This is a genomic window from Nocardioides sp. SRI_004, assembly GCF_057586415.1.
In genome coordinates, this window is record NZ_JBYCZV010000007.1 from 85,605 (window position 1) to 100,442 (window position 14,838).

General features: G+C 64.8%; 8 protein-coding genes and 2 tRNA genes. 2 read left to right on the forward strand and 8 right to left on the reverse strand.

The genetic code is table 11. From position 1 onward, the window contains the following. Nucleotides 1–90: 90 nt before the first annotated feature. Nucleotides 91–945 carry a restriction endonuclease gene (locus tag AC2YHB_RS11420; protein WP_487353951.1) on the forward strand — a complete coding sequence of 285 codons (855 nt, stop codon included), beginning with the start codon at nt 91–93 and terminating at the stop codon, nt 943–945. A gap of 31 nt (nt 946–976) precedes the next feature. Here AC2YHB_RS11420 and AC2YHB_RS11425 read toward each other — a convergent pair whose 3' ends face one another. From AC2YHB_RS11425 to AC2YHB_RS11435, 3 genes are read right to left on the reverse strand one after another with little or no spacing between them, the layout of a single operon-like run. Then, nucleotides 977–5,953: an FtsK/SpoIIIE domain-containing protein gene (locus AC2YHB_RS11425; protein ID WP_487353952.1), complete on the reverse strand. Its 4,977-nt coding sequence runs from the start codon at nt 5,951–5,953 to the stop codon at nt 977–979. Next, entirely contained in the window at nt 5,950–7,320 is a 1,371-nt protein-coding gene (locus AC2YHB_RS11430; RefSeq protein ID WP_487353953.1) for a hypothetical protein, read from the reverse strand. Before AC2YHB_RS11430 ends, AC2YHB_RS11425 begins: the two co-directional genes overlap by 4 nt. After that, a complete protein-coding gene (locus AC2YHB_RS11435; protein ID WP_487353954.1) occupies nt 7,320–9,110 on the reverse strand; it encodes a hypothetical protein in 1,791 nt (596 codons plus the stop codon). The genes AC2YHB_RS11430 and AC2YHB_RS11435 overlap by 1 nt, the downstream gene beginning before the upstream one ends. A 254-nt stretch (nt 9,111–9,364) precedes the next feature. On the opposite strand from AC2YHB_RS11435, the gene AC2YHB_RS11440 reads away from it, so the two are divergent. Then, nucleotides 9,365–10,522 carry a DNA cytosine methyltransferase gene (locus AC2YHB_RS11440; RefSeq protein WP_487353955.1) on the forward strand — a complete coding sequence of 386 codons (1,158 nt, stop codon included), beginning with the start codon at nt 9,365–9,367 and terminating at the stop codon, nt 10,520–10,522. Between the two features lie 413 nt (nt 10,523–10,935). On the opposite strand, the gene AC2YHB_RS11445 is transcribed toward AC2YHB_RS11440, so the two are convergent. From AC2YHB_RS11445 to gyrA, 5 genes are all read right to left on the reverse strand, one after another. After that, nucleotides 10,936–11,008, reverse strand: a tRNA-Ala gene (locus tag AC2YHB_RS11445). A gap of 63 nt (nt 11,009–11,071) precedes the next feature. Further along, nucleotides 11,072–11,197: a DLW-39 family protein gene (locus tag AC2YHB_RS11450; RefSeq protein ID WP_487353956.1), complete on the reverse strand. Its 126-nt coding sequence runs from the start codon at nt 11,195–11,197 to the stop codon at nt 11,072–11,074. A 60-nt stretch (nt 11,198–11,257) separates the two neighbouring features. Further along, nucleotides 11,258–11,331, reverse strand: a tRNA-Ile gene (locus AC2YHB_RS11455). 275 nt (nt 11,332–11,606) lie between these two features. Beyond that, nucleotides 11,607–12,110, reverse strand: coding sequence for a DUF3566 domain-containing protein (locus tag AC2YHB_RS11460; RefSeq protein ID WP_487353957.1), 504 nt, complete (start codon nt 12,108–12,110; stop codon nt 11,607–11,609). After that, complete coding sequence (gene gyrA / locus AC2YHB_RS11465) at nt 12,110–14,665, reverse strand: DNA gyrase subunit A (protein ID WP_487354032.1); 2,556 nt, start codon at nt 14,663–14,665, stop codon at nt 12,110–12,112. Before gyrA ends, AC2YHB_RS11460 begins: the two co-directional genes overlap by 1 nt. Between the last annotated feature and the right edge of the window lie 173 nt (nt 14,666–14,838).

Consider the following 14,838-nt stretch of genomic DNA (forward strand, 5'->3'; position numbering starts at 1 on the left):
CCCCGACGGTGGGCGTTAACTCCGGCTTCACACGTCTCCGGCGTCATCAATCTCCTCGTGCGGCCGCTGCCGATGCTGCAAGCTAATTGGATGCCCGTGGAGATCCCCCCGTATCAGGACATGCTCTGGCCAACCGTCGTCGCGCTGCGCGAGCTCGGCGACTCTGCGTCGATCGAGGAACTCGACGAGCAGGTGGTGAAGGACGCTGGCTACTCAGAGGAGCAACAGGCCGTACTCCACCTTGATGGCCCCAAAACCGAGATCGAGTATCGGATCGCCTGGGCGCGCACTTACCTCAAGGGCATGGGTCTCGCGGAGAACAGCACCCGAGGCGTTTGGAGCCTCACGGAGCACGGCCGGCACGTTACCGAGGATGAGATCTTGCCCCTACGCGCGCAATACATCGCCGCGTTGCGAGAGCGGCGGAAGGAGCGCCACCTCCGCGACTCGACGGTCGTCGACTCACCCGACGACGACGTCAACAACTGGCGAGAAGAGTTAATCGCACGAATCATGCAGATGGACCCTCGGGCGTTCGAGCGTCTTGCGGTTCGACTCCTTCGCGAGGCGGGATTCATCAATGTAAACACCACCCCCGCTTCGAGCGACGAGGGCATCGACGCGGTAGGCGTCTATCGGATGTCCCTCCTCTCGTTTCCCGTCTATGTCCAATGCAAGCGCTACAAGAGCAGCGTCGGCCCGGACAAGGTCCGCGACTTCCGGGGAGCGATGGCCGGCCGCGGCGACAAGGGGTTGCTCGTGACGACCGCCAACTTCACGAAGGCGGCCAAGGACGAAGCCACGCGAGATGGTGCTACACCCATTGATCTCGTCGACGGCGAGCGGCTCTGCGACCTTCTCAAGCAGTACGGGCTTGGCGTTTCCGTCCAGGAGCGCATCGAGGAAGACGTCACCGTCCATCCGGAGTTCTTCGACGACATCTAACCAATGGAGATGCGGTGCTGCCGCTGACCTCTCATGAGGCGTCGTATGCCACTTGGATCCGAACCGTACCTGCGGTTGTGTGTAAGAGTGCGTCGCCCTGACCGGCAAGCGACTCAGCTCCAGTCTCGTCAAGGACGATCCGGCTGTCGGTTGCTGTCTTCACCCTTAGAGCGAGCTGCGCGGGGAAGTTCGACCGGATGGTGGTGGAGATGACGTCCGCACTTGGCCTCTGGGTCGCGGCAATCACGTGTATGCCCGCGGCACGCGCCTTCTGTGTGAGCCGCCGAAGCAGGTCCTCGATGGACCGCTTATCCTCTGGATCACTGGTCAAGTCAGCGTACTCGTCGAGCACGATGACGATCCACGGCTTCTTGTCGGCCGCCTCCACCTTCTTGTTGTAGTCAACGAGCTTCCGCGCCCGCACAGCCTTCATGGCGCGATACCGATCTTCCATCTCGGCGACTGCCGTCTCAAGGATTTGAATCGCGTCGTCTGCGTCCATCCCGATCGGACCGTCTACGTGGGGATCGTCCTCGAACTCAACGAGCTCCGTGCCCTTGGGATCAACGAGGCGCAGGCGCACGGACTTTGCGTCGTACCGAACCAGTCCCTTCAGGATCGTGTCGAGCGCGACCGACTTGCCCGATCCCGTCGTGCCCGCCACCAGGAGATGCGGTGAATCCGGAGATGAGAATCTGACCTCGACTGGTAGCCCGGAGATGTCTGCACCGACCGGTGCGGTCAGTTCACTCGTGTCGACGGCGCACTTCTCCCATAGGGCCGCCGCCGGGACACCGAACTTCTCGTCTCCGACCTTCGGCACCTCGAACACCACAGCCCCGCGGTCGCTCCTTGTTCGGATGCTGTACCCAGCCGGGAGACCGAGCGCCAGGAAGATCTCCTCCCGGCGGTTGACGACCTTGTCGACGGTGACGCCGGGGCGAGGCACAAAGCGCAGCACATAGAATCCGGGGCCCTCTTGCCAAGCGTCGCCGGATTCTGGGGGGCTGACCTGAACGTTGTGCAAACCGAAAACGTCGAGAACCATGTTGTAGCGACGGCGCAACTCGTCGTCACCAAGACGTGCGGCCCGCAGGAGGGTTGACTCGGGCTCCGTTTCCGGACCTGTGCCAGTTCCAGTGGCGTCCGGCCGACCGGAACCAGACGAGACCTCGATAGGCTGCGGCGCGGGCGCTTCGCCCTTCAACCCTGGCTCGCCGTGAGCTTCGGCTACTGACCTGCCGCCCAGGTTGCCGCCCCCAGGTTGTGACGAACTTTCAATGACGGCAGGGTCGATCTCTGCACGCAGCAAGCCGATCACCGCTTGGAGCTCCGGGCGATTCAGCCGAATGAGCGTGTGACGCCCGAGTGGGCGCGGATCGGGTGCGGCATCGCGCTGCGCTGCTGCGGTCGCGACTGCCACTCCCTCGACGCTGTTGAGCACAACGTTGCCGGCCCGCACTTCCTCGATCACCCGCGCCTCAAGACCGACCGTGCTGGAGCCAACCCGCCTTCGCGATGGAAGCTCTGAGCCCCGCAGTTCCGCACTACTGGTTTGCTCGATCGCTGACGCCAGCTCCTCAAGCCAGAACCTGTGGTCATCTGTCTCGTCGTCCCCAGAGACGAAGGCTGAATAGCAGAGGTCCGTTGTGCGATTCAGTTGCTCCTCGGCAGACCCGTGGTCATACTCCTGCCGAAACTTGGACTCAACGACAAGGACATCGAGCAATACGCCTCCATCCTCCTTGAGTCTGAGGACGAACCGGCCGAGATCCGCTCTGGTCTTCGCCCCTCGTCCGAACCACCTTTGCTGCTCGTCGAAGCTGAGCCATACGATGAGGCCACTCTGGTCATCCAGCACGGGGAAGCGCTGGGCGATCACAAAGCGTGCCGCGACGAGTCCAACGATCTCGTTGATCGTCGTGCCGATGCCGAGCGACCTCAGCACCGCGCCGGGCACCACGTTACGGCCAACCGAGTAGATCCTCGACGCCGTTGCCTCCGCCTCTGTGTCTGCGACAACGCCAATCTCGGTGAGCCGACGCCGGAGTCGTTTCACTACGAGCTGTCGGCCGGTCTGCGAACTGACGATGAGCGTGTATGCCTCGTTCTTACCTACGCCAGGCTTGACGAGGATCACGTCTGGGCGATCGTTGAGGTTGTCGATCTGATCCCGACCGATGAAGGAGTCGAGGGTGACTACCCAATGCGCGACCTTGTGCAGGGCCAAGAAGAGATCCTGGTGCTGGTCGAACTGCACCTGCATCTCGAAGTAGTCGGTGTTTCCCTCCTTCTCTCTCGCGACAGCAGAGCGTCGGTCGAACCGGACGCACAACGTTGACCAGGTCTCAAGGAGCGCATCAGGCGCGCTCGGCAGCAGTTCGCGAACGACGTTCTCGCTTGACTCCGCGAGGTTGTGCGCCGCAGCGTGCGTCCAGGGGTCGTAGCGGCCAGCCATGGTCGCCGCGGGGTCCCTCGTGCTCGCGTTCAGGCTGGTCTGGGTGCCGAAGAGCGCTGGAGCAAGCGCGATGTCGATCGAGTCCTCAAGCGCGGCCAGGTCAGCATCACGATCTACGTTCCAAGTGTTCAGAACAAGCTGGACGTCCGGAAGGAGCTGCTCCTCGTTCGCCTCAGACTCGGCGAACTCGATGTCGAATGCCTGGATGATCCCGTGGTGCGACTCGCGTGGCGCGACCACCACTAGCTCCAGCCTCAGCTTGGGGTTCTTGGCGCGGACGCGCTTCGCTACCCGGACGGGGAGTAGGGAATCGCCATTCCTGTCGAGGAGGAGGACAGAGAGTCCATCGAGCTTGTGCGGGTATGTCGCCAAGTAATCAGTGATGACCCGCACCATCTCGTCAATCGCTGTTTCATCAACGGCGGCGAGCCAGTCACGCGACTCGCTTCCGCCGTGACGGACCGGTGCGTACTCCTCGTGGCCAGCGGACTCACGAACGGGAATTGCCGCCGTTTGGTTGGGTGCGACCACCACGGCCGGCGTGCCGTGTGGCGAGACACGTTCGATCGTGTCGAAGAAGAGGTCGCTGTTCTCTGAGTTGAGCTTCAAGCGATCTGTCAGGGCCGTCGAGATCAACCTCGTCAGCTGGGCGCAGTGGTGGGCCAGCCAGCGGAGACGTAGCGGGTGGCTTGCGAGCATGGCTAGGCGGTGGTCCGCCAGACGGACGACGTCGCTGAGCACCACGTCCGTTAGATCAGCATCCGGCGCGTTCGCGGGTACGAGTTGAGCTCGAGCTCGGCTCATCACTTCAGCCCATTCGTCGACGTACGCCTCAAGAACGTCGGCGTCGAGTCCGTCGAGAAGGTTGGCGAAGTGCTTCCGGCGCAGGTTGAACAACTCAACTGCATGCGACTCGGTGGGCGCTTCTACAGGTCGCGGCCAATCACGGGGATCCGCGAACTGATCCAGGAAGCCGTCGAACGTTCCCTCGTAGAGTTCACCAGGCGTCGTCTCGAATCCATTGAGCAGCGCCGCGACCGCGATCTGGCCGGGCGTAGCGAAGGGGTCCCACCGGAATCGGCGTTGTGCTCCGCCCTGCATCTCCACGACGATTCGAATAGGCGCCCAGGCTTCGGCCGGGTCGAAAGGATCGTCTTCTGGCGGCAGCCCCGGCGTCACAGTATCGAGAAGGCACGGATCTACATCCAGGGAGAGCCGGAGCCCAACCGAGGACTGCACGAGTCTGAGGCTCTTCCCGTAGAGAAACGCGAAGAGCCAGCGGGTCCATGCGCCCGTTTCTACGGTTCCCTCCGGTCTGACATGCACCGTCCCCTCTTCTTCGTCATCGAAGTACGTGAGCTCCCGCAGGAGCGCACGCAACGCATCGGGCACGACAAGCGAGTCAGGGAACGCCACCTTCTCGACTCGCCGGCGAAGCGGCTTCGGTAGCAGGTCAGCCAGCGGGTCGGCGTCGGCTGGTGGCTCGGCGGACAGAAACCGCTCCGCCGCCTCTTGGTCACTGCGGTCCAGGTTCTCCTCGACGAGGAGGGCATCGAACTCCGTTAGCCTCGACCTATCCTCACGCTCGATTGCTTCCCGGATCAGCTGTCCAAGCCCCACCTTCTCCGAGCGTTTCTCGAAGAGCTCAAGCCACAGGGGGAGGTCGAGCGTCCGACGGCAATCCTCGGTCGACATGACGAGGCTCCGCATGTTGGCCTTTGCGTCATCCTGCGACAGGCCTACCCGCTCCAACCGCAGCTGCGTGAGTTCGGCGGCGTCGATTCGGCCGAGTAGGTCCTCTTCGGTCATCGGAGCACCGCTGGGCTGCCTCAGAGTGCTCACGCGGACGTTCTTCCGGATCCGTGCCTCAAGTGCGCTGTCAGAGGCGAAGAGGTCGCTGTCCGGGAACAAGCCGAGGCTGGGAAGCGCGCTCGTCACGGCGGCTTGGATCTCTTCGCTTGTGCGCACGGCTGAACGTGCAACCGCCGCAGCCGACTCGACGAGATAGCGGGCGAGCTGGCGCAGTGAGCGTGCTTCTTCCTCCGACTCGGAGATTGTCCGCCAGATCCTCGCTTGGTACTTGGCCAGCAAGACCGGGACATTGCCGTCACCATCAACCTCGACCCACGCCTCTTGCGAGAAGGTTTCAAATCGTCGGTCGGCCTGGGAACCGCTGAGAAGCACGGAGCCATCGAGGCGATTGACGGCTGTCAGCCCTTGGCCGTCCGGCGGCACGCCCCAGTCGAACAGCAGGACGGACGCCCCTTCGCCACTCACGTTTCTCCACGCCGTCAACTGCTCCCCCGCCTCAAGCAGGTACTCGGCAGGAACGCCCTCGACTTCCCGGTGTGTGCCGACCTTAACGATCAAAGGCGCTGTCGATCCCGAGGTAAGCCGCGCCGCTACCTCCTGCAGCGCGGATTGAACTATCGGCTTCTCAAAGCCAGCTACGCGCAGGGCGGCGCGAGTACCGTCGGATCCCTTCGCTACCGAGTCCAAGGCGACGAGAGCGACGAACCGGCCGAGCGTCTTGTCCGCGGTGTCGATCATCGCGGCTCCCCGTGGACGATGCTGGTGGCATCCGAGTAGTGCGTCAGCAATCCAGTCGCGGCCAGGCGTGAACGGAATGCGTCAGAGTTCCGCGCCAGAACGGATGCGTCGACGTCGACGGTGAGATCGTGCTCACCGGCGGTTCGGTCGTCGACGACGATTTGATACTCGTTGTAGAGCCGCGTGCAGAAGCTGTAAAACTCCTCTTCCTTGCCAGGTGCCAAGGTCGCGGAAACGACTGCCTCCAGCATCGGTGGCTTCATCGTGAAGTGCCGTCGACCGGTTGTCGCGTTCAGCCCGCCAACCGCCGCCAGCGTCTCGGAGAAGAACGACCTTGGTGATCCCGTACCGGTGGCACTCGGTGACATGTGTCGGGCGTAGCGCTTCGCCGACGACTCATTGCCATCGCTCAAGGCTCGATCATGAAGGGCTGTAGCGCGTGCAATGATCGCGTTCACGATGTCCTTTCGGAACTCGTCCAGTGCGTTCTGAGACAATCTCCGAAGAGGGCTCGCATCCTTCAGAAAGTCGGCAAAGACGGTCTCGGGTGGCTTCGCAAGCGCTGTCCTCGCGAGGTGCAGCTGATGGCGCGCGAGGCAATAGGGCGCCCAGTGCATCAAACTCTCTGTTCGCTTAGACCGCGGCAAATTCGCCCGGGACACGATGAAGTGGGCGCCGCGGCGCAAGTGCTCCGGCCATGGGCTGCTGTCTTCGAGGGTCCGGATGCCCGACTCGGGCTTGTCCTCGTAAGGCTCGACATCCCTGTCATAGTCGTGCGCGCGCAGCGATCGAGCGATCTCACCAAGCGGTGACTTGCTATCCCGCACCAATTCCAGCAGGCCCTCCCGCGTACCCATGCGCCGAGAGTCCTCGGGGTCGGTCCGAAGGACTCGGTATGCCCAAGTTCCGCCATCGCGAAATACGTACCGCTCGATGTGCGGCGCCTTGGTTCCCCGAGGTATCCCGGCGTGCCACCTCTCAGCGGCGTCGTAGTGGATCAGTTCGCCCACAAAGGGATACAGATGCGCGTTGTACCAACTCGGCAGCTTTCGGCGCCCAGGGATCTGAACGAGTAGTGATGAGGTCAAAGCCTGAAGGGTCGCCTTGGTGTCGTCCTCGTCAATCGCCACCTTGAGCTGGTTTTCGTCGATGTGCGCATTGACCGCGATGCGCCGAGCAAAATCGTGCGAGGCCCGGAGGTAAGACAGCACACCGGGGCCGTTGGCGAGTAGGAGCGCGGGATCAACCTCGTAGACACCCCGAGCGATTGCCAACAACTCAAGGGAGACGTAGAAGCCGCGCCCTTGCTGCTCGAGGTTCACCCCGAAGAGGTCCAGGACAACTTCGGCTTTCGATCGGTCGGCCATCAGGCGCGCACCGACCTGACCTGATCACCGACGTCGATCATGAGCCTGCGAGGAATGGCACCCACCAGCACCTGGATCACCTCCTGCTCGCTTCCTACATCGGTGAGGGCCGCCAGGGTGCTCGTGAGGCCCCTGATCTCGGCTTCGTGCTGGGTTCCGCTGCGCAGCCCCGCGGCCCAGCGATTAAGTAGCTCGAACCGCAACAGATCGACTTCCACGGCAACTGGCGAGCCGTCGCCGAGGCCAGGGATCCGAACGAAGATCGCGCGGTTAAGCCACTCTACGGCCCGATGTAGCTCGGGCTCCGCCGCGTTCGGCCCGAGTTCACTCTTCCAGTGGCTGACCTGATCGACCACCTGTACGTGGCGATTCGTCACGCTACGAGACACAACCGCGGCCTTAGTTCGATGCGAGAAGAAGGCCGGGTCAAGCACGAGAAAGTCTGGGTTGCTCCCGATCCGGTGGATTCCTTGCACAGCCTCAAGGCCCTTCAGGACGACATCACGGATGTCGATCTTCCGCTCAGCCGGCGTCTCTGCTCGGACCTTCACGAAGGCGTCACCAGCGCTCAGACCGAGGCGGGCGAATCGAGTCGACGCATCGCTGTCGAAGAAGTCCGACCTTCTAAGGAACACGTATAGCTGCCGAAGGGACGCCGCATCCCGCTGTGCATCCTGGGTCGTCCGCGCTCGTCGGCCGTCATTGCCCGGAATGGGCGGGAGGAAGGCGACCGCGGCACTCTCTGGCTCGAGCAGATCGTCAACTTGTCGGCGGGAAACCTTACCTGGATCGAGTCGTCGCAGCGCCGCAATGGCGGGGACCTGCTGGCGCTGCTGGGGCGAGAGTCGGTCTCCAAAGACGGCCTGGTGATACTGGAATGGGTACTGCCACGAGACGTCCGCGTGGCCTGCTCGAAAGCGGCGGTGTACATCGTCGCATCTGAGTCCGCCAGTGATCGCGTGGGCAAGTGTGGATAGTGCTTGACGCGCGGTAATGACCGCGCCTGTGCGCTCCGCTGCACTGAATAGGTCACGGAGGCCTCGGCGGCGAAGCGGGCCATTGGACGGATCGGACAAGGCTTCATGGTTCGCGAAGATCGGGCAGACCGCTCGGGCATCGCATCGCTTGCAGACTTGCCACGACCGCTTATCCGCAGCCCAGGTGCGCGTGGCCCAGTCCACGAGCCCATCGTTCTCTCGATCGGGCGCCACGGACTGATAGTTGAGGTTGATCACGACGACGGCGCCATCGCTACTTGCCACGGTGCCGTGAGCGATTCCGGAGGCGAGCGTGTCAACCACGACTTGGGCGCGCATTGAGGCGTCTTCGGAGACGCAGTTGCGAAGCTGACCTTCGTTCGCACAGATGACGGCGACGCCACCATCCGGTGGCTCAAGGAGTTCGACCAAGCGCTGGGCCCCCACGCTGGGCGAGAAGTCGCTCAAGTCCTTGAGCATGTACAACGGGCGGCCGGCAGTCGTGCGGCCAACTGGCTCGCTTCCGTCCTTGCCGGCGCGCTCCACCGCGGCGGCCGCCTCGACCTTAGTCGCGCCGAGGTCCTCCAACAGGCTTGCACACAAGCTGGTCTTCCCGTGCCCCGCGTCGCCCGTCAGGACGACGGTGTGGGTCGCCGGCAACTCGACGGCTGCGAGCAAGTAGTCACGCGTCACGACGCGAAACGTTGGCTGGTTGTGGTCTGTTTGCCGCTCGAAGACGAGGTCCGCGCTGTCGGCATCGAAGGGCTGATACCGGTGCAGCCGCACGACGTGCCCACTCACCTCGAGCGCCATGAGCCTCGTCTTCCGTCTCACTCACCAGGAACTCAGGGATCGTAACGTCGCCCTGGGCGGCGCACTTGAGAACTGCTGCAAACACCCAGGATTCGCCGTAGAGTCCGCGCGCTGGAGCTCTCACCCGGTCTCCCCGGGTCGGCGGCGGCGGCCGCTGGGCTAGCGTCTGGGCCAGGTCGCTGTGCCATCGGCCCCAAGCCTCGAGTAGGCTGACGTGTGTTGGGACGAACTCGCTTGTCGGAGGGGCATGCTGGATGGCAGGCACGCACCCCCTTCGCGAGACGAAGCGTCCTGCATTCGAGCTGGGAGACGGTCCGGTCGTCGTCGTCGACCTTTTCGCAGGTTGCGGTGGTCTCACCTTGGGTGCCGCACAAGCGGCTCATGAGGCTGGGCTCGCTATTGCCGTCCCGCTCGCAGTGGACTTTGAGCGTGCACCTCTTGAGGTCTTCAGGTCGAACTTTCCGAATGCATGCGTGCACGAAGCGGCCGTCGAAGACTTTTTTGATGGTCCGCTAGGCGCGAAACCTACGGCGACCGAGACCGACGTCGTGCAGCAGGTCGGAGCCGTAGATCTCCTCATCGGTGGCCCGCCGTGCCAGGGCCACTCGAATCTCAACAACCACACTCGCAGAGATGACCCTAAGAACCGCTTGTACTTGCGGATGGCGCGCGCAGCTGAGGTCCTTCGCCCCCGTGTCGTCGTGATCGAGAACGTACCGGCAGTTGTCCACGACTCCCAACAGGTCGTCACCCGCACACAAAGGCAACTCGAAGGAGCCGGATATAAGGTCGCTGCCTCTCGACTTGAGCTCGTCGAACTCGGTATTCCGCAGACGAGACGCCGCCACATCCTCCTCGCCGTGCGCTCTGACGCTCTGCCGGATGCGGCCAGCGTTGAAGAGCTCCTCACCTTCACCCCGCGGACCGCGCATGACCTTAGATGGGCAATCGGGGATCTGGAGAGTACGAGCACAGGCCACTGGATTGACGCGCCATCGAGGATGAGTCGGGAGAACCAACGGCGTATGCAGTGGCTCATCGAGAACAACGAGGTCAACCTCCCCAACGAGCATCGGCCTAAGTGTCACCAAGGCGACCATTCATATGTCTCGATGTACGGTCGGCTGACCTGGGGCCAACCCGCTCAGACGATCACGAGTGGGTTCGGCAGCATGGGCCAAGGGCGATACGGGCATCCCTCCCAGCCGCGAACTCTCACACCACACGAGGCAGCCCGAATTCAGGGCTTCCCGGACTACTTCAAGTTCGATGCCGCGCCGACCCGCACGCAGCTCTCCGTCATCGTCGGAAATGCGGTTCCGCCCCCGCTCACCCGCATCCTGACAACCGGCTTAATCCAAGCCGGGATCCTAGGATCGGGCGCGCCGGCCAGCATTGTGGACTCTGCCTAGTCGCGTAGCTCTCGCGTAGTCGAGAGCTCCGTCGGGGCCGCGCGGGCTCGGGCCACCCGACTTGCGAGGACTGCCGCTACTACGGCCGCGGCGGAACCGGCCCTAGGTCGGATCTGCTTGCCAACCTTCACACCCCGTCCGCACACAGGAGCTCGACCTCGTCGGGGTCGCTGACACCTCCGCATCCGAGCTCGTTGATGAGCAGATACACCTGACCGTCGCGGGCGAGGCCTCCCCGCCAAGCGGCCTGAGGGGACGAAGCGACAGGCCTCCATGATCTACGCGTGGTGGGTCATATCCGTCAGCGACCCACCGCAGGCTTCCCCCGCCAAACGCCCACACACGGCGAGGTGGCCGGACGCCGGCGGACCAAAAAAGACAGAAACCCCAGGCTGAGCTGCGGTTTCATGCGGTGGAGCCTAGGGGACTCGAACCCCTAACCCCCTGCTTGCAAAGCAGGTGCGCTACCAATTGCGCCAAGGCCCCTTGCCGCCGGCGTCTCGTGACGGTCGCTGCGCGACCTCCTCGACGACCGAGTCGGAGGGAGATTCAGTTCTTGGGGAGCTTGTCGGTGGCCTCGGCCCAGAGGGCCTGCTCCGCCTTGCTCTCCTGGAGCTTCCTGCCGGCGACGACGACGCCCGCCGCGGCGAGGACCGCGAGGAGGATCTTCTTCACTGCACACTCCCGTTCTTCCAAAGAAGCCCCGGTCCGCGTGACGCGGCCGGGGCTTTCCGGTGGGCCTAAGAGGACTTGAACCTCTGACCCCCACATTATCAGTGTGGTGCTCTAACCGTCTGAGCTATAGGCCCGGGTGGCGAGCCGCTCTGGGTGGAAGCCCCGCGGCAGCAAGCCGAGAGGGAACACTACCGGAGCGCCTACGCGAGGGACAAAACGGGGCGGGTGCGTGGGGCCGGGGGTCTCGTGACGGTTGCTGCGCAACCTCCTCGACCACCTGGGTTGCTGCGCAACCTCCTCGACCACCGGGGTCGTGCGCAACCTCCTCGACCACCGGGGTCGTGCGCAACCTCCTCGACCACCGGGGTCGTGCGCAACCTCCTCGACCACCGGGGTGGCGGAGGAGGGATCAGTTGTCCTCGGCGAGGGTGATCTCGACGCCGCCGAGGAGGGCGGCCGACATGTTGTAGAGGAAGGCGACGAGGGTCGCCGCCGCCGTGATGAGTACGACGTCGATGGCGGCCACGAGCATCGTGAAGCCGAGCACGCGGCTGGTGCCGAGGTAGTCCTCGATCTTGAAGCCGGCCACGTCCTCGCCGCCGATGCTCTCCTGGACGGTGGAGTTGATCGACTCCCAGACGCCCGCGGCGCCGAGGACCTGCCAGACCATCGCGACCGAGACCACGGTGACGACCGCGAACGCGATGGACAGCAGGAACGACGTCTTCATGACCGACCAGGGGTCGATCCGGGTGAGCCGCAGCCGGGCCCGGCGGGGGGCGCGCGGGCGGACCGCGGTCGCCGCCGGGTCGGCGGACGGGCCGGCCTGGATCGGGCGCGCCGGGGTCACGGGGGCCCCGATGGGCCCCTCCGTCGGCGGTCGGACCGCCGTCTCCTCGACGCGCTCAGTCATCAGCTCTCACTCTCCCCGGGCGGTGCCTCCACGGCGGCCGTCCCGTCGTCCGTTCCTCCGATTGTGGCATCCGGGGCCTCATCGGGCGATTCCGTCGCCTCCTCGTCGGCGTCCCGGGCCTCCACGGAGCGGGCCACCACGGCGACCGTGTCGTTGCCGCGCAGGCTCACGAAGCGCACGCCCTGGGTGATCCGGCCCTTGGGGGTGAAGTTGTCGTCGATGGGCGAGCGGACGACCTGGCCGCTGGCCGTGATCGAGAGGATCTCGTCGCCGTCGACGACGATGAAGGCACCGACGAGGCGGCCCTTCTTCTCGTCGACCAGCTGCATCGCCTTGATGCCGGTGCCGGTGCGGCCCTGGACGCGGTACTCCTTGATCGGGGTCCGCTTCGCCCAGCCGGTGTCGGTGATGCTGAAGACGTACTGGACGTTCTCGGTGCTGTCCTCGCGGGCGGCGTCGGCGGCGCGGATCACGGCCATCGACAGGACCGCGTCGTCGTCGTACTTGAACTTCATGCCGGTCACACCGGCGGTGGCCCGGCCCATCGGGCGCAGCTGCTCGTCGCTGGCGCGGAAGCGGATCGACTGCGCCTTCTCCGACACCAGCAGGATGTCGTCCTCGCTGTTGACCAGCTCGGCGCCGATCAGCTCGTCGTCGTCGTGCTTGAAGTTGATCGCGATGACGCCGGCCTGGCGGGGGCTGTTGTAGTCGCCGAGGCGGGTCTTCTTGACCAGGCCCTTCTTCGTCGCGAGGACGAGGTACGGCGCCTGGTCGTAGTCGCGGATCGCCAGCACCTGGGCGATCGACTCGTCCGGCTGGAACGACAGCAGGCCGGCGACGTGGCCGCCCTTCGCGTCGCGCGAGGCCTCGGGCAGGTTGTAGACCTTGGTGCGGTAGACCCGCCCGGCCGTGGTGAAGAACAGCAGCCAGTGGTGCGAGGTGGTCGAGATGAAGTGGTCGACCACGTCGTCGCCGCGCAGCGTCGCGCCGCGCACGCCCTTCCCGCCGCGCTTCTGCGTGCGGTACTGGTCGGCGCGGGTCCGCTTGGCGTAGCCGCCGCGGGTGATGGACACGACCTGGTCCTCGTCGGGGATCAGGTCCTCCATCGACATGTCGCCGGAGGCCGCGATGATCTGGGTACGACGGTCGTCGCCGTACTTCTCGACGATCTCCCCCAGCTCGTCGATCACGATCTGCCGCTGGCGGCCGACGTTGGCGAGGATGTCCTTGAGGTCGGCGATCACGAGCTCGAGCTCGGCCAGGTCGTCGATGATCTTCTGGCGCTGCAGGGCTGCGAGCTGGCGCAGCTGCATGTCGAGGATCGCGGTGGCCTGGAGCTCGTCGATGTCGAGCAGCTCCATCAGGCCCACCCGCGCCTCGGCGACGTCGGGCGAGCGCCGGATCAGGGCGATGACCTCGTCGAGCATGTCGAGCGCCTTGACGAGGCCACGCAGGATGTGGGCCCGCTCCTCGGCCTTGCGCAGGCGGAACTCGGTCCGGCGCCGGATGACCTCGATCTGGTGCTCGACCCAGTTGCTGATGAACTGGTCGATGCTGAGCGTGCGCGGCACGCCGTCGACCAGGGCCAGCATGTTGGCCGAGAAGTTGGTCTGCAGCTCGGTGTGCTTGAGCAGGTTGTTGAGCACCACCCGGGCCACGGCGTCGCGCTTGAGCACGATGATGATCCGCTGGCCCACCCGCGAGGACGTCTCGTTGCGGACGTCGCTGATGCCCTGCACCTTGCCGGCGTCGGCCAGCTCGGCGATCTTCACCAGCAGGTTGTCGGGGTTGACCATGTAGGGCAGGTCGGTGATGGCCAGGACGGTCCGGCCGTTCTTGTCCTCGTCGACCTCGATGATCGCGCGCTGGGTGATCGAGCCGCGGCCGGTGCGGTAGGCCTGCTCGATGCCCTCACGGCCGACGATCAGCGCGCCGTTGGGGAAGTCGGGGCCCTTGATCCGCTCGATGAGCGCGTCCTGCAGCTCCTCGCGGGTGGCGTCGGGGTGCTCCAGCGCCCAGACGGCGCCCTCGGCGACCTCGCGCAGGTTGTGCGGCGGGATGTTGGTGGCCATGCCGACCGCGATGCCGGCCGAGCCGTTGACCAGCAGGTTGGGGAACCGGGCCGGCAGGATCGTCGGCTCCTCGGTCTTGCCGTCGTAGTTCGGGACCATGTCCACGGTCTCTTCGTGGATGTCCCGGACCATCTCCATGGCCAGCGGCGCCATCCGGCACTCGGTGTACCGCATGGCCGCGGCGGGGTCGTTGCCCGGCGAGCCGAAGTTGCCCTGGCCCGCGACCAGCGGGTTGCGCATCACCCACGGCTGGGCGAGCCGCACGAGGGTGTCGTAGATCGCGGAGTCGCCGTGGGGGTGGTAGTTACCCATGACGTCGCCGACGACGCGCGCGCACTTGTTGAAGCCGCGGTCGGGGCGGTAGCCGCCGTCGTACATGGCGTAGAGGACGCGGCGGTGGACCGGCTTGAGCCCGTCGCGTACGTCGGGCAGCGCGCGGCCGACGATGACCGCCATCGCGTAGTCGATGTAGGAGCGCTTCATCGACTCCTGCAGGTCGACGGGCTGGACCCGGCCGCCGCCCGTTCCGTCGCCGAGGTTGCTCTGCGTCTCAGTCACGATTGCTCTTTCTGAGTTGTTCTACGTGTGTCTAGGAAGATCAGTAGAGATGGGGATACAAGGCCAGAGGTCTCGAGACGGTCGCTGCGCGACCTCCT